Annotated in this window: 21 protein-coding genes and 4 pseudogenes; 10 read left to right on the forward strand and 15 right to left on the reverse strand. The window is 65.5% G+C overall.

The genetic code is table 11. From position 1 onward, the window contains the following. Positions 1-5: 5 nt before the first annotated feature. The 10 genes and pseudogenes from J7024_RS22290 to J7024_RS22335 form a co-directional block, all read right to left on the reverse strand. On the reverse strand, positions 6-557 hold the full coding sequence (locus tag J7024_RS22290; protein WP_124897508.1) for a DNA-binding protein: 552 nt from the start codon (positions 555-557) through the stop codon (positions 6-8). Positions 558-633: 76 nt separating this feature from the next. Further along, positions 634-1,821 carry an MFS transporter gene (locus tag J7024_RS22295; RefSeq protein ID WP_234745514.1) on the reverse strand — a complete coding sequence of 396 codons (1,188 nt, stop codon included), beginning with the start codon at positions 1,819-1,821 and terminating at the stop codon, positions 634-636. A 261-nt stretch (positions 1,822-2,082) separates the two neighbouring features. Continuing rightward, complete coding sequence (locus tag J7024_RS22300) at positions 2,083-2,412, reverse strand: H-NS histone family protein (protein WP_124897507.1); 330 nt, start codon at positions 2,410-2,412, stop codon at positions 2,083-2,085. Between the two features lie 365 nt (positions 2,413-2,777). Then, a complete protein-coding gene (locus J7024_RS22305) occupies positions 2,778-4,127 on the reverse strand; it encodes a reverse transcriptase family protein (RefSeq protein ID WP_234745510.1) in 1,350 nt (449 codons plus the stop codon). Between the two features lie 234 nt (positions 4,128-4,361). Then, on the reverse strand, positions 4,362-4,934 hold the full coding sequence (locus tag J7024_RS22310) for a plasmid fertility inhibition factor family protein (RefSeq protein WP_124897505.1): 573 nt from the start codon (positions 4,932-4,934) through the stop codon (positions 4,362-4,364). Positions 4,935-5,097: 163 nt separating this feature from the next. Further along, the gene (locus tag J7024_RS22315) at positions 5,098-6,042 is read right to left on the reverse strand and encodes a dTDP-4-dehydrorhamnose reductase family protein (RefSeq protein ID WP_234745511.1); all 945 of its coding nucleotides are present in this window, start codon (positions 6,040-6,042) and stop codon (positions 5,098-5,100) included. Between the two features lie 160 nt (positions 6,043-6,202). Further along, positions 6,203-6,616, reverse strand: coding sequence for a DoxX family protein (locus J7024_RS22320; RefSeq protein ID WP_124897503.1), 414 nt, complete (start codon positions 6,614-6,616; stop codon positions 6,203-6,205). Between the two features lie 319 nt (positions 6,617-6,935). Next, a complete protein-coding gene (locus J7024_RS22325) occupies positions 6,936-7,919 on the reverse strand; it encodes a lysozyme inhibitor LprI family protein (protein WP_175751529.1) in 984 nt (327 codons plus the stop codon). 283 nt (positions 7,920-8,202) lie between these two features. Continuing rightward, positions 8,203-8,400: pseudogene (locus J7024_RS22330) on the reverse strand (DUF4172 domain-containing protein); the annotation flags it as partial. 137 nt (positions 8,401-8,537) lie between these two features. Beyond that, positions 8,538-9,422 carry a LysR family transcriptional regulator gene (locus J7024_RS22335; protein WP_175858621.1) on the reverse strand — a complete coding sequence of 295 codons (885 nt, stop codon included), beginning with the start codon at positions 9,420-9,422 and terminating at the stop codon, positions 8,538-8,540. Between the two features lie 128 nt (positions 9,423-9,550). On the opposite strand from J7024_RS22335, the gene J7024_RS22340 reads away from it, so the two are divergent. Beyond that, positions 9,551-10,276, forward strand: a complete 726-nt coding sequence (locus J7024_RS22340) for a pirin family protein (RefSeq protein ID WP_096508579.1) — start codon at positions 9,551-9,553, stop codon at positions 10,274-10,276. Between the two features lie 61 nt (positions 10,277-10,337). Further along, on the forward strand, positions 10,338-10,940 hold the full coding sequence (wrbA, locus tag J7024_RS22345; RefSeq protein WP_124897500.1) for an NAD(P)H:quinone oxidoreductase: 603 nt from the start codon (positions 10,338-10,340) through the stop codon (positions 10,938-10,940). A 131-nt stretch (positions 10,941-11,071) separates the two neighbouring features. On the opposite strand, the gene J7024_RS22350 is transcribed toward wrbA, so the two are convergent. From J7024_RS22350 to J7024_RS22360, 3 genes are all read right to left on the reverse strand, one after another. After that, positions 11,072-11,377: a hypothetical protein gene (locus J7024_RS22350; RefSeq protein WP_124897499.1), complete on the reverse strand. Its 306-nt coding sequence runs from the start codon at positions 11,375-11,377 to the stop codon at positions 11,072-11,074. Between the two features lie 236 nt (positions 11,378-11,613). Next, entirely contained in the window at positions 11,614-12,348 is a 735-nt protein-coding gene (locus J7024_RS22355; protein WP_124897498.1) for an LrgB family protein, read from the reverse strand. Then, entirely contained in the window at positions 12,345-12,716 is a 372-nt protein-coding gene (locus tag J7024_RS22360) for a CidA/LrgA family protein (RefSeq protein WP_096508618.1), read from the reverse strand. The genes J7024_RS22355 and J7024_RS22360 overlap by 4 nt, the downstream gene beginning before the upstream one ends. Positions 12,717-13,020: 304 nt before the next feature. On the opposite strand from J7024_RS22360, the pseudogene J7024_RS22365 reads away from it, so the two are divergent. The 3 genes and pseudogenes from J7024_RS22365 to J7024_RS22375 all read left to right on the forward strand — a co-directional run. Next, a pseudogene (locus J7024_RS22365) lies at positions 13,021-13,308 on the forward strand (RNA-guided endonuclease InsQ/TnpB family protein); the annotation flags it as partial. A gap of 252 nt (positions 13,309-13,560) precedes the next feature. Further along, positions 13,561-14,733, forward strand: coding sequence for a porin (locus J7024_RS22370; RefSeq protein WP_124897497.1), 1,173 nt, complete (start codon positions 13,561-13,563; stop codon positions 14,731-14,733). 109 nt (positions 14,734-14,842) lie between these two features. Continuing rightward, positions 14,843-15,228 (forward strand): annotated as a pseudogene (locus J7024_RS22375) (glutathione S-transferase); the annotation flags it as partial. Positions 15,229-15,372: 144 nt separating this feature from the next. Here J7024_RS22375 and J7024_RS22380 read toward each other — a convergent pair. Beyond that, positions 15,373-15,858 (reverse strand): sodium:proline symporter, encoded by a 486-nt coding sequence (locus J7024_RS22380; protein WP_124897495.1) that lies wholly within the window; start codon positions 15,856-15,858, stop codon positions 15,373-15,375. A gap of 54 nt (positions 15,859-15,912) precedes the next feature. After that, positions 15,913-16,569 (reverse strand): nitroreductase, encoded by a 657-nt coding sequence (locus J7024_RS22385; protein WP_124897494.1) that lies wholly within the window; start codon positions 16,567-16,569, stop codon positions 15,913-15,915. Between the two features lie 1,059 nt (positions 16,570-17,628). Between J7024_RS22385 and J7024_RS22390 the strand changes: the two are divergent. The 5 genes and pseudogenes from J7024_RS22390 (at position 17,629) to J7024_RS22410 (ending at position 21,229) form a co-directional block, all read left to right on the forward strand. Further along, positions 17,629-18,402 (forward strand): annotated as a pseudogene (locus tag J7024_RS22390) (DUF6402 family protein). Continuing rightward, positions 18,375-18,737 carry a hypothetical protein gene (locus J7024_RS22395; protein ID WP_234745512.1) on the forward strand — a complete coding sequence of 121 codons (363 nt, stop codon included), beginning with the start codon at positions 18,375-18,377 and terminating at the stop codon, positions 18,735-18,737. Before J7024_RS22390 ends, J7024_RS22395 begins: the two are co-directional and overlap by 28 nt. Beyond that, entirely contained in the window at positions 18,706-19,053 is a 348-nt protein-coding gene (locus J7024_RS22400) for a hypothetical protein (protein WP_234745513.1), read from the forward strand. Before J7024_RS22395 ends, J7024_RS22400 begins: the two co-directional genes overlap by 32 nt. A gap of 628 nt (positions 19,054-19,681) precedes the next feature. Further along, the gene (locus J7024_RS22405; RefSeq protein WP_124897493.1) at positions 19,682-20,836 is read left to right on the forward strand and encodes a branched-chain amino acid ABC transporter substrate-binding protein; all 1,155 of its coding nucleotides are present in this window, start codon (positions 19,682-19,684) and stop codon (positions 20,834-20,836) included. A gap of 87 nt (positions 20,837-20,923) precedes the next feature. After that, on the forward strand, positions 20,924-21,229 hold the full coding sequence (locus J7024_RS22410; RefSeq protein ID WP_175751531.1) for an XRE family transcriptional regulator: 306 nt from the start codon (positions 20,924-20,926) through the stop codon (positions 21,227-21,229). The last annotated feature ends 224 nt before the right edge of the window (positions 21,230-21,453 follow it).

Raw genomic sequence — 21,453 nt, forward strand, 5'->3', positions numbered from 1 at the left:
GCGGGCTAGGCGCGCGAAGGCGCCGGCGCGAACGTGGCTTCGATGAACCGGATCACGTCATCGAGCGACGACGTGCAGGTGGCGCCCGGCGCGAGTTCCCGGAACGCGCCGTCCGGGCCGAAGCAAACGAGCGGCTTGCGCCAGCGCTGCGCAAGCGCGATTTCCTCGGCCGTCCCGTGGCCGCCGGGCAACGCGACGATCAGGTCGCTGCTCAGCACGTTCACGTAATTGCGGTTGATCGTGTGCGGATCGGCGCCCGGTTCGCGGCGCGGCAGCGGCGTGAGGATCGGGATCTCGACGAACGGATGCGGATAGCCGTCGAGCGGCACGAAGCCGGCATGTGGATCGGCTTGCGTCGGCAGGATGCCGATCGAGCGCCCGGCGCGCGCCGGCACGGCGGCGAACGCACGCGCGACCGCGAGCATCACGCCCTGCCCGCCGCCCGTCAGAAGATTGAAGCCGGCGTGCGCGAGCCATGCGCCGAGCGGCTCCGAAAACGCGAGCCACGGCTCCTTGCCCGAGCCCATCACGCCGATCGTCAGTTTGTCGCGTTGCATAGGGAATTCCGGTGGAGATCGTCAAGTTGTCTTGAGTAGCGTCGACGCGCTGCGTCGAGCCGGGCTGCACATGCCGCTATTCGAGTTCGACGCCCTTGAGCTCGGGGATCAGGAACAGCGTCGCGACCATGTCGAGCACGTAGAGACCGGCGAGCAGCGCGATCGCCGTCTGGAACGAGTAGTGCGCGGCCAGCGCACCGACCGCGACCGGCCCGAACCCGCCGATCGCGCGGCCGATATTCCACAGCACGTTCTGCGCGGTCGCGCGCGCGGCCGTCGGATAGCCTTCGGACATCAGCGTCCCGTATCCGCCGACCATCCCGTTGACGAACATCCCCATCAGCGCGCCGGCCCACAGCATCGTCGCCGGATCGGACAGGCGCGCATACGCGATGACCGTCACGACCGCGCCGAGCTGGTACAGCAGGAACGTCGGCTTGCGCCCGATGCGATCGGCGAGCTGCCCGAACACCCACACGCCGGCCATCATTCCGATCACGGTCGCCGCCGTCCATAGCCCCGACTTCGTCAGCGAGAAGCCCATCTGCTTCGACAGGAAGGTCGGCAGCCAGATCATGATCCCGTAGTAGCCGAAGTTCTGGACCGCGCAGAGGATCACGATGCCGAGGCTCGTGCGCGCAGTACGGCCATCGGCGACGAGCATCCGGAACGTGTTGGCGCGCGGCTGCGTCGCGCGCTGCACGAACACTTCCGGCTCGTGCAGCCGGTTGCGCAGCACCCACGCCAGCAGCGCGGGCAGCACACCGACAACGAACATCCCGCGCCAGCCGAGCGCGACGTAGCACGACACGCGCGCCCGCTTGCTCGCCGGCCATGCTTCCGCAGCGAGCGCCATGCCGATCCCGAACTCGCCGCCGAGGCCGATGCCGGCGATGGTCCGATAGACGAGCAGATCGCGGAAGCCCTGCGCGAACGCGCAGAGGCCGGTGAAGATCGCGAACAGCAGGATCGTCCAGGTCAGCACGCGCACGCGTCCGTAGCGGTCGCTCAGGGCACCGAACAGAATGCCGCCTGCAACCGCACCGATCAGCGTCCACGTGACCAGCGCGCCGCCCTGCCCGGGCGTCAGTTGCAGCGCCGCGGTGATCGCGGGCAGCATGAAGCCGAGGATCAGCAGGTCGAAGCCGTCCATCGCATAGCCGATCGCCGAGCCGGCCAGCGCCTTCCACGCGTAAGCGCCGACCTGTTCCCCGCGCGGTGCCGCCCGGTCGCCGAGCGCCGAAGATTTCATGTTTGCCGCCATCGTGTTGTGCCGGAAATGTCCGGGCGACATTCTAAGGCCAGTTGCCGCGCGTGACCGGCCGGTCAACGGGTTCAGGCGGAAAAGCACCGCGTCCCGCCTTCCGGAACGGGAAGCGGGACGCGAAAAGTAATCTGTTTGAAAGATGGAGCGGACGACGCCGCGCTTGCGCGGGACATCGAAAGGACAGGACGGTGACACCTGGCCGGAATCCCCGCCGGCGCGTGTCGAACGGTGCCGGAGCGGCTCCGGCGCCGTGCTGGATCAGCCCTGGTCGTCTCCGGGCCACCACGTTTTGGCCTCGCGGTCGACGAGCAGCGCGCCGAGGTCCTTGCCTTCGAGCCATTTCGGCTTCGGGCCGCGGCCCGACCACGAGCGCCCCGTCGTCGGATCGTAATACTTGGCGGGCGACTTGCGTTTTCGCTGGACGATATAGCCGAGGGCGCTCAGCACTTCCTGCTGCGAGATTCCCAACAGCTCGACCTGTTCCTTGAATGCCGCGAGCGCGGCCTGCTTCTCCTTCTGCTTGGCTTCCGACAGCTTGATGTTCAGGTCCCGAAGTTGTGCTTCGAGTTCCTGCAGGGCCTGGGTCATGTACTCATCCTCTTTGGGCATGTTTTTATTCAAAAAACGTCCGATGGCTGAACCTATCACGAAGTTCCGCCAATCAGTGTTGCGATATGTGAATCGTTTGCCTGAACCCGAAAGGCTTTCGAAGTTTGCCGAGGGCAAATGCCAGCGTCGAAAGCCGGACCGATCCGGCGCGCAACACGTGGCCCACCGCACGCGAACGCGTGGCGAACCGTGGGCAGCGACCTCCTCGCCGCCAGGCGCCGCCCCCTGCACGGGCGCGACATGGCGCGAATGATAGCAGCGCGCAAGCGTCGTGTTTGAAGACTTTTTCGATCCGGCCCGCGCCCGTGTCGGTGAACGGCGCGCGGCGACGCGCGCACGACGATTTACGTGCCCGGGCTGCGTGTATCCCACGTTATCCGGTCGAACAGCGCCTGCAGCTTCGCGCCGCGCGCGGGGTTCAGCGCGGCGGCGTGCGCGACCCGCCCGGCCAGGTGCGCGCGGAAATCCGCGTGGTTTGCACGATTCTGCGATGCCGGCCCGTGACGGATGCAGTTGGTCAGGATGGCTTTCAGCAGATCGAACGCGTCGCGCGCGAGGTTCGGGTGACGGTTGACCACGACGCCGGCCAGTTGCTGCCGTGTGCCACGCCGCATCACGCGCGTCTTGCGCAACTGCAGCGCGAAGCCTTCGTCGAACGCGATCGCGGCGACCCGGCGTTCCAGCCGCCCGGCGTCGCGCGCGAGAACGTCGCCACCCGAGAACGCAAGATCGTCCGCATAGCGCGTGTAGGTCGCGCCGAGCGAACGCGCGAGCGCGGCGAGCCGCATGTCGAGGCGAAACGCGCACAGGTTCGCCAGCGCCGGCGACGTCGGCGCCCCCTGCGGCAGATGCCGGTAACGGTAGCGCTGACGGGCGGCCCAGTCGAGCCGGTCGCGCAGGTCGGGCGCGAGCAGCCGCGCCGACGGCACGCGGTTGGTGCACAGCGCGGTCAGCGTCCGCGCGACCTCGACCGGATAGCCGAGCGTGTCGAACAGCGCATGGACCCGCGCCGCCCGCACCGACACGAAGAAATCCGCGAGATCGAAACGCACGACGACGTCGCGATCCGCATGCGGCGCGGCGAACGACACGATCCCGCACGCCTTGCGAAAACCGTGCACCGCTTCGTGCGGCGGAACGCGATCGAGCAGCCCGTGCAGGATTCGCCGCTGCGCTTCGCGCAGCCGGCCCTTCGGTATTTCGATCAGCCGGCAGCCGCCGCTGCGCTTGTCGTATCCCGTGTACGTGTAGTGATGCAGCGGCGTGTCGGCGCTACGCGCGTCGACGCGCCAGCGATCGGACAGCCAGTCGAGCTCGGCCGCGCTCACGCCGAGCCACTCGGCAAGATCGCCGCATGTCGGCCAGAGCGGTACGTCGCAGCCGGCGAGCCGGGGCGGCAACGGCCGCTGCGCCGCCGGCCGCCGCACGACGCGAATCACGACCGGCCGATGCGGGCCGTACCACGCGTTCAGGAACGCCGGCGCGTCGGCCAGCATGCCGGCGAGCCGGTCGGTATCGACGTCGGCCCACTGCGCGCCGAAGCGTGCCAGCGCGTCGTCCGACACGTCGTGTGCCCATGGCGGCGCGGCGCCGAGCACGGCCGCGATCCGGTCGACGACGCCGCCGCGCTCCGGCGCACCGGCCAGCATCGCTTCGGCAATCGTGCGGACGGTATCGAACAGGGACGCGTGCATGAGGAAGAATGGGCGGGACGATGAGTCAACGTGACAGGTGCTGCGAGAGCAGTCTTTGCGCAACGCGCAATCTGCGCTCTTGCGACGCATCGGCGTGTCGATCTCATCCACGGGGTAGCCCCGTGGTCCTGGAACATCGGCTGCCTGTTCCGGGGGGGGTGCTTGACCCACCGCCCCGCGACGCGACTTTACTGGCCGCGAACGCGGGGTGTCAATTCGAGGGTCGCGCGCCGCTCATGCGCGCCGCGAAAAAAGCTCGCTGAACGCGATCGGCGACACGCCAACACCGGCCATGTTGTTCAGCATCATCGCCCAGGTCGCTTCGTCGACACAGACCGGAAACGATCGCACGCGATTCGCGAGCAGCCAGTAGGTGCGCGTCATGCCGTCGCTCATCGCGACTTCGTAGCCGCTGCCCTCGAGCCAGTAGCCGACCGGCGGCAGCGTGACGGGTTCGAGACGGCCGGCCCTGAACGCGGCGGCAGCCGTCGAGAACTTGCGATCGAGCGGCATGATGCGGCGCGGCACGCAATCCTGCGAATCGGGCCGGGGAAAGGCCGGGCTCGTGCCAAGCCACAGCGCATAGAACCGGTCGGCATCGAGATGCACGACGTAGCGTTCCGTTTCGCCGGGCGTCGCGGCCAGATAGCAGTCGGCCTGGCCGGGAACGGGCACGCGCCAGGTCGCGCGCCTGGCGCTCAGGTCGACCAGCTCGCATGCCTGCGGGCGCGGCTGAATGGGCGATGGTCGGCTGGCGTCGCGCAGGTCGCGCGCGCGATCGAGTCCGATACGAAGACGTGTCAGCATGGGCCCTCTCTCTTTCTTGATTTGTTCGAATGAGTCAGGACATCGGCGAACCAGTCCGGCGCCCTGACGCTCCCCGGCACTCGGGAACCTGCGCAGTGTATCGCCATTCCGTGCACGCACGATGACCGGGGGCACCGTGCCGCGGCACCCCGGCGCGCCGGCTTTACGGCAGCGGCGGCGCGTTGCGCAGCACGGCTTGCAGCGCGGTGTCGAACGGCGTCGCCCGGTCGATCCCGAGCACGCGCACGCGCGATGCATCCAGATGGCAGTCGTACGGACGCGGCGTCGCGTCGGACGGCTGGTCGATTGGCATGAGCGATGCGTCAATGCCGAACGCGGCCGCGATCCGCCGCGCGATGTCGTACTTCGTCATCGGTTCTTCGGCGGACCAGTGACGGATGCCCGTGACGGACGCGTCCGCGAGATGCCGCAGCGTCAGGTCGCGGATGACCTGTGCGACGTCCGGCGTGTAGGTCGGGTAGCGGATCGCCCACGCGTCCATGCCGACTGCCGGTGCGCCCGGCCGCGCGGACGCGACGATCGCCGGCACGAGGCTCGTGACGGCCGACTCGCTCCAGTCGACGATCGGGCCGTACAGCAACGGCAGGCGCAGCACGCAGGAGAGCGGCGACGCGGCGAGCAAAGCCGCTTCGCCCTCCAGCTTCGTGCGGCCGTAGATGTTCAGCGGGTTCGGCGTCGCGTCTTCGCGGTAAGGCGCGGCCTTGCCGTCGAATACGTAGTCGGTGGAAATGCCGAGCGTCCACGCGCCGTACCGGGCGGCGAGCGCGCCGATGCGGGCCGGGGCGTCGACGTTGATCGCGCGGGCGCCCGCCGGATCGCGCTCGCAAACGTCGGGGCGGCGTTCGGCGGCACAGATGATCACGGCGGCCGGCCGGCGTGTGTCGAACAGATGCTCGAGGGCCGGCTGGTCGAGAACGTCGAGCGTGACGACGTTGTCCGGCGGCAATGCGACGCGGGCGGTACCAGCGCGTTGCGGATTCCGGATCGTCGCGATCAGGTCGAGCGACGATTCGCGCGACAACGACGCGGCGACTGCGCGGCCGAGCAGGCCGGCGGCGCCGATGAGAAAGATGGTCGGATGCGGCACGATAGTCGGCGATGAACGGGAAACATGGGGCTTCCAATCTATACGGGAACCGGCAGCCGATGTCGAGCTCCGCCGGACGTGGGCGACACGCGCCATGAAAAAACCCGGAGCGCGATGGCGCGCACCGGGCCCGTCATGCCGCACGAACTGCCGTGCTATCTCACTTCCGGTCGAGCGAATACCGCCCCGGCCCGGTCACCGCGAGCAACAGCAGCCCGCCGATAATGCTGATGTTCTTGTAGAAGTTGATCATCGCCACGTACTGGTCCATCCCCTGCAATTGCCAGTAGCGATGCCCGATCAGCGCGGTCGCGAGCGTATAGGCCGCGAACAGCAGCGCGAGCGGACGCGTGTAGAAGCCGATCGCGATCAGCGCGCCGCCGACCAGCTCGACCGCCACCGCGATCACCGCCGACAGCTCGGGCGACGGCGAACCCGTCGACGCCATGTACGCGACCGTACCCGAGAAACCGTTCAACTTCTGCCAGCCGAACAGCACGAACAGGATCATCAGCAACACGCGGGCTGCCAGCAGCAGCTCGTCCTTCTTCGACTCCAGCGAAACGTAACGCATGGCACTCACCTTGAATTGACGGTTTGACGCATCCGCTGCCGGCGTCCGCCGGGACGGCGAACCTGCGGGTCGGCAACGAACCACTCCTCGCGCAATCGGACCACGGGCCGGTCGGCCCGCCGCCGAAGAATCCGCCCCTGCCGCACCGTCGTGGCGCGCTCCGGATCGGTTCTGGCGAAGCACGGGTGCAGTCTACTGTCTCATCGAAAATCATCAATCCGTCGAAATAATATTCGCTGTCACACTAAAGTGGACAATTGTCACGTAACAAACGCGTCATGAAGGGCCGACACGTGTGTCGGCCCTTTGTCCCATCGCATCACATCATGTCGATCGGCAGCGTCTTGCCGAGATTGTCGTGCCACGCGCGAATGGTCTTCGGCACGGTCTTTTTCCACGTCGGCACATTGGTGTAATAGCGCATCCGCACGTTGTCATGCGCATCGAACACGAGCAGCCCGATCCACAGATCGGTGCCGCGGCGCATCACGATCGCCGCGTTCGTCGTCGCGATGCCGCGCACCCAGTACGACTGCACGCTGGCGTTCAGGCCGTCGAGATCCTCGTCTTGGGCGCCGTAATTGATCGTGTCGACGAGCGTCTGATAATCGGCGCCGAGCAGCTTGTGCGCGATCGCGTTCTGCTTCGCATCGGCCAGCACCTTCAGCGTCACGAGGTCGGCGGGCGACTTGCTCTGCGCCTTCGCTGCGGTCACGTAGTCGCCGCCATACACGACGCCCGCACCGGCGCCGCAATCGGCATCGTCGCCGTGTTGCACGATCTGCACGCGTGCGCCCTTGCGGCTGAAATCGAGCCGGCATCGATCCTGGCGGAACGTGCCGCTGTCGCCGTGCAACTGGATATCGCCGCCGAGCTCGCCGGTATTCGCGCCGTTGTTGCCGCTCAGTTCGAAATGAAGACGCGGCGCGGTGCCGGTGAACGTCAGCGCACCGCCGAACGACGGATTGTCGCTGTCGAGATACCACGTCTGCCGCCACCGGTCGGCCGCGAGCGGCGTACCGTTCAGGCTCGCGAGCCGCTCGCGATAGCGATCGCCGACGCACGCGGCGTCGCCGCCGCACAGGTCGCGCTGCTTGAGCCATTTCAGTTGCGCGACTTTCAGCGCAGCCGTATCGCCGCCTTTGGCCAGCACCGCCTTCCAGGCCGCCGACAACTGGCCGTCGAGCTTCGACAGGCCGGCGTCCGCGCAGATCGCCTTCTCGGTCGGCGAAGCGGCTTTCGCACAGTCGAAGCCGGCCGCATGCGCGGCCAGCGGCGAGATCATCAGTACTGCCAATGTCATCGCGGATCGCACGGTCGCGTTCCGGACCAGCCGGCCGCGAAGCACGGCTTGCCCTCGCGCGCCGGCGCGAGCATTCGATCGGTTCTGGATTGTCATGGCCTGGAATCGTCGCTGGGTCGCGGACCCGTAAAAACGTCGTGTCCGCAACGTTCGAAGTAAAAGTACCCGACGCGGCATGCGCGGCATGTCACGCCCGCCGAAGCGTAACCCGAACCGGCCGCGCCATCCACGCCGATCACGCGCACGATGCCTTTGCCCCGCCGGCGACGCTCGCGAAGGCCGGCAGCGCCGTGTCTTGCAAGCATTTCGCGAGAGCGGCCCACTTGCTGGCCGTCAGCGTCCCTTCGAAGCCGTCGACCAGGCAATTCATATTCATGACCTTGACCTGACGTGCATTCATCGCGACGCCAGCACATCGCTGCCAGAGCGGCACCTTGGCCCGAACCGCATCGAGCGTCGTGCGCGCGCGATCGACGGATCTCCACTCATGATGCGAGGATGACCCAACCGATTCCCCGCGTCGCTCGACAATCTCCGCCAATCCTGCGGAGATTAAGCCCCTGTTCGCCGCCCGCGCGCTCCGCGACCGCCGCCGGCACGCACCGTCGCCGCGGCCGGCTATCCGCGCGCATCCAGCCGCTCCGCGATAAACCCGATGAACGTGCGCAGCGTGACGAATCCCTCCCGATGCTGCGGAAACACCGCGTTCAGCGTGATCGGCGACGGCGCATACGCATCGAGCACCGGCACCAGCGCGCCGCTGTCGATCGCCGCGCCGGCGATGAAATGCGGCAGCAGCGCGACGCCGAGCCCGGCGATCGCCGCATCGCGCACGACTTCACCGTTGTTCGCGACGAGCGGGCCCTGCACGTCGAACGTGCGCGCCGCGCCGTCGACCCGGAATTCCCAGCCGACACGCCGTTCGCGCCCGTACATCAGGCACGTGTGGCCGGCCAGCTCGGCGGGCGTCGCGGGTATGCCGTGCCGCTTCAGGTAGGCGGGACTCGCGCACGCGATCATCTTCCACGCTCCGAGCGGACGCGCGATCAGCGTCGAATCCTCGAGCGCGCCGATCCGCAGCACGAGATCGAAGCCTTCGCCGATCAGGTCGACGCGCCGGTCGGTCAGGTCAAGGTTCAGCCGCACGGCCGGATGCGCTGACAGGAATTCGGCGATCAGCGGCGACAGATGCGTGATCCCGAACGACAGCGGCGCACTGATCTTCAGCGAGCCGTGCAGCTCGGTGCTGCGCACCGACATCGCCTGCTCGGCATCGGCGACCTCGGCGAGGATCCGCTGCGCGCGCGCATAGAACTCCTGCCCCGATTCCGTGACCGCGAGATTGCGCGTGTTGCGATGTAACAAGCGCACGCCGAGCGCGGCCTCGAGCGCCATCGTGCGCCGGCTCACGAACTGCTTGGACAGCATCAGCTGATCGGCCGCGGCCGTGAAGCTGCCCGCATCGACCGTCGCGACGAAGATCCTCAGGTCGTTGAGTTCCATATTGTCCACTCCAAAGAGACAGTCATTATCTATATGGCCATTTATTTGTCAAATAGATTGACCTAAGATTCATCTCAACGAATGTCCGGGCCCACTTCCGAGGTCCGGCAGACATCCAGGACAAAATCATGATCGAGACTCGTGCAGCAAACCAACGTGGCCGTGCCGAGCATGGCTGGCTCAGCTCCCGTCACACGTTTTCTTTCGCAAACTACTACGACCCGCAGCAAGTCGGCTTCTCCGACCTGCTGGTGATCAACGACGACCGCGTCGCGCCGGGCCGCGGCTTCGGCACACACCCGCACCGCGACATGGAAATCCTGTCGTACGTGCTCGACGGTGCGCTGGAGCACAAGGATTCGATGGGCACCGGGTCGGTGATCGTGCCGGGCGACGTCCAGCTGATGAGCGCGGGAACCGGCGTGCGTCACAGCGAGTTCAACCACTCGCACGAAACGCCCGTCCACTTCCTGCAGATCTGGGTCGGGCCGGCTGAAAAGGGTGCCGCGCCGCGTTATCAGCAGACGAATGTCGCGGCGGCCGACAAGCGCGGCAAGCTCGCGCCGATCGTGTCGCCTGACGGCAACGGCGGCTCGCTGACGATCCGGCAGGACACGCGGATCTACGCAGGCCTGTTCGACGGCGACGAGCGCGCCACGCTCGAACTGGCACCGGACCGCTTCGCCTACGTGCACGTCGCACGCGGCAGCGTGACGGTCAACGGCGTGACGCTCGGCGAAGGCGACGGCGCACGCATCCGCGGCGAACAGGCGCTGACGTTCGCCGACGGCAAGGATGCCGAGGTGCTGGTATTCGACCTGCGTCCGGTCGAAGTGACGGCCGAATGGGCATAACGCCCGTTCGGAGAACCAGGCCCCGCCGAATGCGGGGCCTTCTTAATCGGAGATTCGCAACATGGCCAAGGTACTCGTCCTTTATTACTCGTCCTACGGGCACGTCGAAACGATGGCGCAGCACGTCGCGGAAGGCGCGCAATCGGTGCCCGGCGTCGAGGTCACGCTCAAGCGTGTACCGGAAACCATTCCCGTCGACCAGGCGAAGGCGATCGGCGTGAAGGTCGACCAGGCTGCACCGGTCGCCACGGTCGACGAACTCGCGAACTACGACGCGATCATCTTCGGCACGCCGACCCGCTTCGGCAACATGGCCGGCCAGATGCGCACGTTCCTCGACCAGACCGGCGGCCTGTGGATGAAGGGCGCGCTCGTCGGCAAGATCGGCAGCGTGTTCGCGTCGACCGGCACGCAGCACGGCGGCCAGGAAACGACGATCACGTCGTTCCACACGACGCTGCTGCACCACGGGATGGTGATCGTGGGCGTGCCGTACGCCTGCAGCGGGCTCGTCAACATGAACGAAATCACGGGCGGCACGCCGTACGGCGCGACCACGCTCGCAGGCGCGGACGGCAGCCGTCAGCCGAGCGCGAACGAACTCGATATCGCGCATTACCAGGGCAAGCACGTCGCGGAACTCGCCGCGAAGCTCGCGTCGTAACGCGGGACGCCGCCACACCGGGAAGCCCGGGGCGGCGGCGCGTCCGGCCTGCACGGGACGCGGATGAACGAACGGCGCCGGTCGAAACCGGCGCCGTTTTTCTTGCGCGACCGCTGGCCGCTACTGGCCCGCTACTGGCCCGATGCCGGCGCGGCCGGCGCCGCCTTCGTCGCGGGCGCCTTCTGCACTGCGTTTTGAGGATAGTTGCTCTGATCGTTGGTCAGCCGATAGCCGCTGCCCGTGCCGATCGCCTTCAGGTCCTTCGCATGGCGCGCGCGGGCCGCCTTGCGGGCTGCTTTCTTCTGCGCCTTGTCGAGCTGCTTCTGCGTCGGCGCGGACGCCGGATCCTGCGCGTATGCCGCCGGCGCGGCGGTCAACAGCAGACCGAACGACGCCGTTACTGCCACTGCCACCGAAACCACGCGAGACTTCGTCATGGCCGGATCTCCTTGTCGATTGTTGATTGTGGGTCGAACGCCGGCACGCACGCCATGGACGTCGGCGAGCGACGACGGCGCCGATGCAACGTTAGCCGATCGCTGCGCAAATGTCCGTGCGCGTTCCCGAATTCTCCCGATAACGGCTGCGATACATGCGCGGCCGATGCCCGGCCCGCCGATGCCGCGCGTGCGCCATCAGGGAAACCGATAGCGTCGCGCGCCGCCGGCGGCGCTCACAGCCAGCGCGACAGCATCGGCAGCAGGATCGGCACGACGAACGCCGTCAGCACGCCGTTCAGCCCCATCCCGAGCCCGGCGAACGCGCCGGCCTCCTCGCTGACCTGGAACGCGCGCGCGGTGCCGATCCCGTGCGACGCGACGCCGAGCGCGAAGCCGCGCACAGCCGGCTCCTCGATGCGCAGCGCGTTGAGTATCCCGCGCGCGCACACCGCGCCGAAGATCCCGGTCGAGATCACCAGCACCGCGGTCAGCGACGGAATCCCGCCGATTTCCTGCGCGACGGCCATCGCGATCGGCGTGGTCGCGGATTTCGGCGCGAGCGACGCGATCGTCTGGTGCGATGCGCCGAACAGCGCGGCGATGCCGACCGCCGAGGCGATCGCGGTCAGCGAGCCCGCGAGCAGGCCGACGAGCAGCGGCACCGCAGCGCGGCGCAGCTTCGACCACTGGCGGTAGAGCGGTAACGCCAGCGCGACGGTCGCCGGGCCGAGCAGGAAGTGAACGAACTGCGCGCCTTCGAAATACGTCGGATACGGCGTATGCGTGAGCGTCAGCAGCACGACGATCAGCGCGACCGCGATCAGCACCGGATTCGCGAGCGGATTGAAGCGCGCGCGGGCATAGACGGCCTGCGCGACGAGGTACGCGATCAGCGTGATCGTCAGGCCGAGCAGCGGCGTCGCGGCGAGATAGACCCAGATCGCGCCGAGTTTCGGGAAGGCCGTCATTGCGTGCCCTCCGCCGCGGCATCCGCGCGCCGCTGGCGCCGCAGCAGGGCGCGCGTGACGAGGGCGGTCACGGCGATCGCGAGCGACGTGCTCACCGCGAGCGCGACGACGACCGCGAGCGCATCGCCGCGCACGCGATCGGCCGACACCATGATGCCGACGCCGGCCGGCACGAACAGCAGCGACAGATGGCGCAGCAGCTCGAGCGCGGTCGGCTCGATCGCGTCGGCCACCTGCGGGCGCAGCATCACGAAACCGAACAGCAGGAGCATGCCGATGACGGGGCCCGGCACCGGCAGGCCGAACAGATAGGACACCCCTTCCCCGAGACACTGGAAAGTCAGCAAGACCGCAAACGCCTGCAACATGAACCGCTTCTCCCGAACGTGGCCGCGCGGGTCGTGCAGCCGCGCGGCCGATGAGCCGGCGGCATGCGACGCCGGCGTGGACGATACGCGCGATCGTACCAACATTGGATACGATGCGGGACCGCGGGCAATCGCGCGATCGAGATTCAGCGGTTTCCGTCCCGTCGCCGACGTCGCACCTCATCACGAATTACTCCGAGAAACCCCGCCGTTGCCCCCAAAGGGGGGGTCCTCCGGGGCGCATGGCGGGAAGGAAAAGATCGCGGTTGACAGACCGTTTCTTCCACGAGTTAGGATCACTGGCGTGATCCTCGTCTACCGCTACCGGGTGAAATCGATCAACGGACTGCTCAACAAGCAAAGCCGTGCGATGAACGATGTCTGGAGCATCAGCAACGACACGCGGAAACACGCACTCAAGTGGAGCAAGAGGTGGCCGTCCGGTTTCGACCTGAGCGTTCTGACGACGGGCAGTAGCAAGGAACTCGACATCCACTCCGGCACGATCACCGCAACGCGTGAGCAATACGCGAAGTCGCGTAGTCAGCACCGTCGGCCCTACCTGCGCCATCGCAACAGGAAATCGCTTGGCAGGCTGTGGCCCGATCGCGACGGGATTTTTCCCGGCCAGCCGCAAGCGGACGACGCGTTGAACGCTGCGCAGCCGCGCCTGTTCGGATCCCGCAACGATTGCCACTGACGTGCATCGGCCGCCGGACGTTGCGCGCACACCCATCACCGAGCCGCCTCATAACGATTCGACAATTTATTGGTTCCCTCGACGATGCGCAGCCCGTATCTTTCACCGACTCGTCAGACCTACCGACCAACGGGGAATCCAACAATGAAACGAATCCGTTCACTCGCACTGCTCGCGCTGCCGGCCGCGCTCTCCGCCGCCGGCGCGCACGCGCAAAGCAGCGTCACGCTGTACGGCATCGCCGACGCGGGCATCGCGTACGTGCACAACGCGCAGAACGCCAACGGCACCAACGCGTCGAGTCTCGTCAAGTTCAGCAGCGGCAACCTGTCGGGCAGCCGCTGGGGCCTGCGCGGCGTCGAGGATCTCGGCAGCGGCCTGTCCGCGCTGTTCCAGCTCGAGAACGGCTTCAACATCGGCACCGGCGCGCTCGGCCAGGGCGGCCGCGAATTCGGCCGCAAGGCCATCGTCGGCCTGGGCAGCAGCACGTACGGCACCGTGACGCTCGGCCGCCAGTACGATCCGGTCGTCGATCTCGTGCAAGGCCTCACCGAGGACAACTACTTCGGCGGCGTATTCGCGACGCCGGGCGACCTCGACAACTACGACAACAGCCTGCGCGTAAGCAACTCGGTGAAGTACACGAGCCCGCTGATCTCCGGCTTCCAGTTCGCCGCGCTGTATGGCCTCGGCGGCGTCGCGGGCGCGACCGGCAACGGCCGCACGTACAGCTTCGGCCTGAGCTACGCGAACGGCCCGCTGTCGCTCGGCGCCGGCTACTTCTTCGCGAACGGCGGCACGACGGTGGCAGGCGGCGTGCGCACGTGGTCGAGCAGTTCGGATACGCTGTTCAACACCGTGATCAACCAGGGCTTCTCGAGCGCGAAGTCGATCCAGATCGTGCGCGTGGCCGGCCAGTACGTGGCCGGGCCGGCAACCTTCGGCCTCGCGTATTCGAACACGCAGTACGGTGCGGACACGTTGTCGGCCTTCACGCAGAACGCGAAGTTCAACAACGGCTCGGCGTTCTTCAACTGGCAGTTCACGCCGGCACTGCGCGCGGGCGTCGGCTACAACTACACGTCGCTGACGGGACCGAGCTCCGCGCACTACAACCAGGTGAACCTCGGCGCCGACTACGCGCTGTCGAAGCGCACCGACGTGTACGCGCTGTTCGGCTACCAGAAGGCGAGCGGCAACACGCTGAACGCGAGCGGCGCGATCGTGAAGGCCGCGGCGTCGGTCGGCTCGTACGGTGTGAACTCGGGCACCGATACGCAGGAACTCGCGATCGTCGGCATTCGCCACAAGTTCTGATCGCGTCGTCACACGACGAAGGCCGACCGGCGCGCACCTCGGTGCGCGCCGGTGGCGTTTACACTGTCCGCTTTCGCGTTCGCGCTCCACACCACACAAGGAGCCCGGCATGCTGACCGTATGGGGGCGCCGCAATTCGTTCAATGTCCAGAAGGTCATGTGGCTCGTCGGCGAGTTGGCGCTTGCCCATCGGCACGAGCCGGCCGGTGGGCAGTTCGGGCGCGTCGGCGAACCGGAATTTCTCGCGATGAACCCGCACGGACGCGTGCCCGTGATCGACGACGGCGGCACGATCTCGCTTGCCGACATCGCGGCCGGCACGCATCTGTACCGCTATTTCGAGCTGGACATCGCGCGGCCGGACATACCGCACGTGCAAACGTGGTACGAACGGCTGAAGGCGCGGCCCGCGTATCGCACGCACGCACGCACGCACGCACGCACGCACGCACGCAAATGATGATCCTGTTCGACGATCTGCGCGGACGGCTCGATTACCAGCGCACGAGGCAAGTCGGGTTGGCGGAACGTTGCGAGCACAACAGCCCAGGTTGCCGACCGGCGCACCCGCCGGCTGCGCGCGCATCGCGGCATTGTCGTTGCGATCGCCATGGCCCGCTGCATCGCGTGCGTGGCGTGCTATCTGTTTGCCGGCCGGTTGCTTCGCGTACCCTGGCACGCGACGTGATGGACGGCCGCGGCCGTGATCCCGAATACCACGTGGGCGATCAGCGTGATCCCGCCGCGGACCTGGACGAACCACGGGAAAATCGCAGTGAATCCGTACAGATTGACGCCGTACAGCACGAGTCCGAACACGCCCCCCACGACGAGCGCTGGCCCGAGCGACAGGCCGCGAATCGCTTTCGCCAGCACGGCCGCATAGGCCAACGACAGCGCGGCATGCACCAGCGTCGCAACCCCTATGATGACCGGATCGAAGCCGCTGGACGAGCCGAGGGCACGGCGACCCATCGCGATGGCGGCCGTCAGGCGCGCATCGCGCAGCAGGTTGTGCATGGCGTCGTCGCCGACGATCCGCCACAGCAGCAATTCGGCGACGGTCGAGCCGACCGCCGCGCCGAACGCTGCCCACAGAATCGGAATCGGACCGGTTGGCTTCAATTACCCTTCACCGTGGCGGTCGGCGGTGCGTGACGGAACCGCGGCGGCGCAGTGCTACAAAGGCCGGTCGCAATCCGTCCAGTACGCGAACGGATCGCGATGCTTCGGGTAGTGCTCGTCGAGCCACTTCAGCAACGTCGCGCGCGCATTGTCGAGATCGGCCTTCGACGACGACGTCCGCAGCTCGTGCACTTCAACCGACTTTTCCCGATCCATCACGTAGCAGTTCCAGTCGGGGCCATCCAGATCCGGATCGTCGGATGCCTTCGACGACTTGCTCCAGCCGAACCCTTTGCGCGCATCGATGTAATAGCGCGGATGCACCTTCAGATACGACAGTTCGCCGCCTTGCAGGCTACTTTCCGCGCGCACGATATCGCGCCCGTCGACGATCTGCGTGACTTCCGGCAGCCGGCGCGAACGCCACCCCGCGGGCAGCGTCGCCAGCGCCTGAACGCTGTCGTACGTGCCCCAGTCGAGGCCCCACGCTTCGGCCATGCGCTTCATGAATGCATCCGCACTCGGATAGCCGCGCAACTGGATTCGCGTCGACAACTTGACTTCATACCGGCCGTCGGCACCCGTCGCATCGTCAGCCGCTTCGAACGGATTGCCCGGGCGCGACGCGCGCTGCGCGTCCGCGGGCGCCATGCCCGAAAACAGCTGATCGAGCGCCGCACGCGCTTTCGACGACTTGTCTGGTCTATTCATTACTCATTTCCTGTGCATCCACACGGCTGCAAAAAATCCCGATTCTCGTTCATCTACTGGATCCCGCGCATTGTCTCGCGGATTTCCGCGGTCGCATTGTCGACGATCCGGCGGCCACGGTCGAGCGGCAACCGTGTCCGGCAGCTCGCTGAGGGCGTCGAACCGCGTGCACCATCCGGTCAAGTCGGAGTCGTGCAGCAACGGTATCTCGATGCAGCGCCGCATCGTACGGGTGTGCCCCGCCAAGTCACCGGCTTGCGCTAGTTGCTCCGACGAATGTGGCAAGCGCGGGCGTGAAGGACGCCGGGATTACGACTGTATGTCGCTGGCGAAGTCGTCGGTCCCGGCGCGTGACTGAAACTCGCTCGGCATTGTGTTGCGCTTCGGTCGAGTCGCTCAGCAACCGAAAGAAGTCCAGCCGAATCGCACTGGTTATGGGTTGATTATAAGACGAAACGCTCGACGCTCCGTAATCGTACGGTGGCGCCTCGCGCAATATAGACAAGTCTTGGCACTGAAGTATCAAGATTCGAAAACCCGTGCAATCCGAGGCGGTCGGACAGGCCTTGATCGATGAATACCCGGCAGTTCAGGTACCGCGAGCCCGGCACGCATGATATTTCGCCACCTCGCGACGCAGCCGCAATCGTACGCCTGGAGAACGGCCACCCTTACGATCTCCGCGCGCGCTCTGATCTGACAATTGTTTTCATTACCATTCCCGCACTTTCACATGACATTATTTATTCTGATGTCAATTCATTCGAATAATTATCTCAATATGCCGGCCATCAAGAAATTCTCCAATCATCAATTGGATTCTGGCATTTTATATTCCAGAAAACGTTGGAAATGTTACTCCAGCATGGCAGGCTGCGTTCCCATCGACACGCAGCAATAAATCTCGTTCGACAGGCTCGCGTCGAACGAACCGTCCCTGCCCCGACACCCGCCAAGCCGGCTGCCGAACCGCAACCAAGTGAGAAACATCGAGACGCGGAGCAAGTCGATAAGCCGCCTCGGTTCGATCTCCAGGACATCCCCAAAGCAATGGACAAGATGGGCTGGCCGATTGCGGCCAAACTTGCACGCAAATGGTTCGCGAGCCCGAACCACGTCTATAACGACGCCCTCAATGCCGTGCAACCACTCGACGACACAGCGGTCACGCCGGAATGGGCAGTGAAATTTCGTGGCGCATCGGCGCGATTCAATCAACTCATCGGGCAAGCGAGTTACACACCGAATGCCGTACGTGCAGTGACGAAAGTCTTGGCACCTGTGGTCGAGAAAAATTTTTCGGCCGGGCAAATGAATGCGGCAGGTATCGCTATCGACACCTCACCGTTTTTGACGGACCCGCTTCAGTTTCACATCGCGTGGAGATTCCAGTAGCAGTCCGTATCATCCCTCGACACGCTCGACGGGACGGCGATGACTGATCTGACCGGCGCCCTGGCGAACTTCAACTTCTACGCCGCCGCGGGGAAAGCGACCGTTACTGGCGAACGCTATTACAAATACGAAGGAAAGAACAAGATATTCTGTCTCGAGCCGGTCGCGCAGATGACCCACATCTATGTCTACATCAAGGACAGCTACTCGTTCAACGACGATTCGCCTTCCAAGAGCCAGTATCTTGGCCGCTGGAACAAGAACGGGATGGTTCTGTCCCGCCTCGCGGCTGTGAACGATTTTTTCAAAAGCAGCAACTTGAATGTTGGGAATTCCACTATCGAGGAGTGGCGCTACCTCCCGGCAGGAGAAGAGGTCAACAAGCCGATCATTCTGAAATTTGACACCGCATGCAGAACCATCCCGGCCACGCAATGAAGGCGGTCTCAGTCATCGTCAAAGTGACCTTGGTCACTGTCGCCGTATTCCTGGGCGCCTCCATCGCGTTGATGTTCCTGCCGAATGCTACCCGGAACGCGATCACGCTGTTCTCGCTTCAGAACGCGAAGACCGTGATCTTCGCCATCACGTCGATCATCTTCGTGCTTTACCTCTACCGGCCCGTCATAAATATCAATCAATTCACCCGAGCAAAGCGCGTAGGGCTGGCAATCGTCACGCTGTTTTTTTGGCATTTTTCTATCTCGTCAACTTTCGCGGGTTCACGACTGACGATACCGATTGTCAGCGCTTCAACTACAACGCCAGGCTGAACGGCGGCATCAAGCAGATCGACGGCACAACCTATATCGTCGATATCTGCGGAAGCGGCCACCGCCGCAATGGCTTTTCGCGGATCAAAACAAGCAGGTCAAAATCGTCGTGGCCGATGCACACGGGTCCACGCTCGCGACCCGGCTATTTTTCGTCTTCTGGGACGGCCGGCCGGGCAACGACCCGATCGAGATTCGCGACGGCAAGCTGATCTACTTCGACGCGTCGGATCAGTACGACAGCATGCGGTCGATCTCGATGCCACCCACTGCGATCGACTGGATCACTGCGAGGCTGCCGGGCTGGCTTCGCTGAGAACGGCCGCATTACGCTCCGCCACTCATTGAATTCGCCAGACAGCGATACCAGCCGGAACAATCCGGCGATGAGTCGATCGAGCAGCCCCCGCCTCTGCAAAGCGGAAATACATTCGCGCTATACGCTCCGCCCCCACACTCATTCGCGGACGCGCCCGGACCTGATCGTTAGTTGCATCAACCGCACAACGAGCGCACGAACAATCGGGAACTGTGCAGACAAATCGACCGAACAGTTCGCGATTGATTGCATCGCACTGTGCATGGTCATCGACCTCGGCCCGATCGAATAATCGAAGCCATCGACGGTGCAACACGGTGGCGCGCCCGCGCAGTGGACGACGAAACGGCCCGGCCATCGCCTCACATTTGCGCAAGGCCAGGCAATTCGCCGACGCGTGCTGAAACAGGTTCGGATATATTCATACCAATTGCATGTTGTCTGACGAAACGGCCCGCTCGCCCGGGCGATGCTCGACGCCGGCGTTTTCGCCGCATTCGACGGCCGGCGACATGCAAGTCGAACCCGTCATGGGTCATGGAGACTCGTCCGGCAGACCGACCGCCTCACAAGGGTTTCCGGCTGGCCGGGCGTCAGTGGAAATATCAATCAACGGAGATGGCAGATGGAACGAAGCACTGTCGGCATGCGCTGCAAACCCCTGATGACCGTCGCACTCGCTGCCGCCGCGTTCGCGGCCGCGTCAGGCGCGATGGCCGGCCAGGTCGTGAAGATCGGCAGCGTCGAACCGACGACGGGCGGCATTTCGCACCTCGGCAAGGACAACGAGAACGGTGCACGCCTCGCAGTGGAGGAAATCAACGCGAAGGGGCTCACGATCGGCGGCCAGAAGATCACGCTGCAACTGGACGCTCAGGATGACGCCGCCGACCCGCGCCAGGCGACGCAGGTCGCGCAGAAGCTCGTCGACGACAAGGTCGTCGCCGTCATCGGCCACCTGAACTCGGGCACGTCGATCCCGGCCTCGAAGATCTACAGCGATGCGGGCATCGTGCAGATCTCGCCGTCGGCCACGAACCCGACCTATACGCAGCAGGGCTTCAAGACCACCTACCGCGTGGTCGCGACCGACGCGCAGCAAGGCCCGGCGCTCGCGAGCTACGCGCAGTCGAAGGGCGTGAAGAGCGTCGCGGTGATCGACGATTCGACCGCGTACGGCCAGGGCCTCGCGAACGAGTTCGAGAAGAAGGCGAAGGCGCTCGGCCTGAAGGTGCTGTCGCATGACGCGACCAACGACAAGGCCGTCGACTTCCGCGCAATTCTCACGAAGATCAAGGGCGAGAACCCCGACGCGATCATGTACGGCGGCATGGACGCCACCGGCGGCCCGCTTGCGAAGCAGGCGAAGCAGCTGGGCCTGCGCGCGCGGATCCTGTCCGGCGACGGGGTGTGCACCGACTCGCTGGCCGATCTGGCCGGCCCGGCGGCCGACAACGTGCTGTGCTCGCAAGCCGGCGCGGCGCTCGAGAAGATGCCGGGCGGCGCGGCCTTCCTCGCCAAGTATCAGAAGCGCTTCAACCAGGGCATCAAGTTCGATGCGCCGTTCGCGTATGACGCCGTCTACATCGCGGTCGACGCGATGAAGCGCGCGAATTCGACCGATCCGGCGAAGATCCTCGCCGCGATGCCGTCGACGAAGTACGACGGCGTGATCGGCACGACGACGTTCGACTCGAAAGGCGACCTGACGCACGGAATCATCTCGATCTACGGCTACAAGGGCGGCAAGAAGACCTTCCTCGACCAGGTGAAGATGTAACTCCCCGCGACGCCGGCACGACGGGAACGCCGCCCGTCGGCACCGGCGCCGCGCGGGCCGATGCAGGTTTTGCGGAGATGAAGCAACATGTGTGCAATGGCGTATGCGGAATTTCAACAGGAGTTGAAGAAAGCGCAGTTGACAGCGCGGGAGTTTGCCCGCCTGATCAGGATGAACGAAAGCTCGATCACGAACTATTCGAGCAAGGGCACGGTTCCGTCGCACCTCGCGGTGATCGCGACGCTCATCGGTGCGCTGGCGGCCCACGAGATCGATTTTCGCAAGGTCATCCGGCGCACGAAGATCGAGCCGAAACGGCCGCGCGGGGTCGGGGCGTTTCCGGCGGCGGGCAATGGCCCTCGTGCCGGGGAAGACGAAGACTCCGAGTCGTAGGCAAGCCGCTGCGGGCGCAAGCGGCCACGCGCCAGCCCGGCCCAGATCCATCAGGCCGGGCCACCAGTGCCGGCATAACGCAGCGAAATGCAACACCACACAGACGGCGCGGCTTGCGCATTCCCCTTGTCAGCGTAAGTCGGGACCTGATCTCTCAGTCATCCTCCGCGTCACTTACTTCCCCTGTCCGGTTCGCACCTCCCGCCCGAATCTTGCCCGCCCCT

Source organism: Burkholderia sp. WTPI3 (assembly GCF_021483755.1).
In the GTDB taxonomy this organism is placed as follows: Bacteria; Pseudomonadota; Gammaproteobacteria; order Burkholderiales; family Burkholderiaceae; genus Burkholderia.

Excerpts from the sequence above, each read along its gene's own strand:
- J7024_RS22290 (WP_124897508.1), bottom strand. The coding sequence starts at position 557 with ATGCAACGCGACAAACTGACGATCGGCGTGATGGGCTCGGGCAAGGAG.
- J7024_RS22295 (WP_234745514.1), bottom strand. The coding sequence starts at position 1,821 with ATGGCGGCAAACATGAAATCTTCGGCGCTCGGCGACCGGGCGGCACCG.
- J7024_RS22300 (WP_124897507.1), bottom strand. The coding sequence starts at position 2,412 with ATGACCCAGGCCCTGCAGGAACTCGAAGCACAACTTCGGGACCTGAAC.
- J7024_RS22305 (WP_234745510.1), bottom strand. The coding sequence starts at position 4,127 with ATGCACGCGTCCCTGTTCGATACCGTCCGCACGATTGCCGAAGCGATG.
- J7024_RS22310 (WP_124897505.1), bottom strand. The coding sequence starts at position 4,934 with ATGCTGACACGTCTTCGTATCGGACTCGATCGCGCGCGCGACCTGCGC.
- J7024_RS22320 (WP_124897503.1), bottom strand. The coding sequence starts at position 6,616 with ATGCGTTACGTTTCGCTGGAGTCGAAGAAGGACGAGCTGCTGCTGGCA.
- J7024_RS22325 (WP_175751529.1), bottom strand. The coding sequence starts at position 7,919 with ATGACATTGGCAGTACTGATGATCTCGCCGCTGGCCGCGCATGCGGCC.
- J7024_RS22335 (WP_175858621.1), bottom strand. The coding sequence starts at position 9,422 with ATGGAACTCAACGACCTGAGGATCTTCGTCGCGACGGTCGATGCGGGC.
- J7024_RS22340 (WP_096508579.1), top strand. The coding sequence starts at position 9,551 with ATGATCGAGACTCGTGCAGCAAACCAACGTGGCCGTGCCGAGCATGGC.
- wrbA (WP_124897500.1), top strand. The coding sequence starts at position 10,338 with ATGGCCAAGGTACTCGTCCTTTATTACTCGTCCTACGGGCACGTCGAA.
- J7024_RS22350 (WP_124897499.1), bottom strand. The coding sequence starts at position 11,377 with ATGACGAAGTCTCGCGTGGTTTCGGTGGCAGTGGCAGTAACGGCGTCG.
- J7024_RS22355 (WP_124897498.1), bottom strand. The coding sequence starts at position 12,348 with ATGACGGCCTTCCCGAAACTCGGCGCGATCTGGGTCTATCTCGCCGCG.
- J7024_RS22360 (WP_096508618.1), bottom strand. The coding sequence starts at position 12,716 with ATGTTGCAGGCGTTTGCGGTCTTGCTGACTTTCCAGTGTCTCGGGGAA.
- J7024_RS22370 (WP_124897497.1), top strand. The coding sequence starts at position 13,561 with ATGAAACGAATCCGTTCACTCGCACTGCTCGCGCTGCCGGCCGCGCTC.
- J7024_RS22385 (WP_124897494.1), bottom strand. The coding sequence starts at position 16,569 with ATGAATAGACCAGACAAGTCGTCGAAAGCGCGTGCGGCGCTCGATCAG.
- J7024_RS22395 (WP_234745512.1), top strand. The coding sequence starts at position 18,375 with ATGCAGAACCATCCCGGCCACGCAATGAAGGCGGTCTCAGTCATCGTC.
- J7024_RS22405 (WP_124897493.1), top strand. The coding sequence starts at position 19,682 with ATGGAACGAAGCACTGTCGGCATGCGCTGCAAACCCCTGATGACCGTC.
- J7024_RS22410 (WP_175751531.1), top strand. The coding sequence starts at position 20,924 with ATGTGTGCAATGGCGTATGCGGAATTTCAACAGGAGTTGAAGAAAGCG.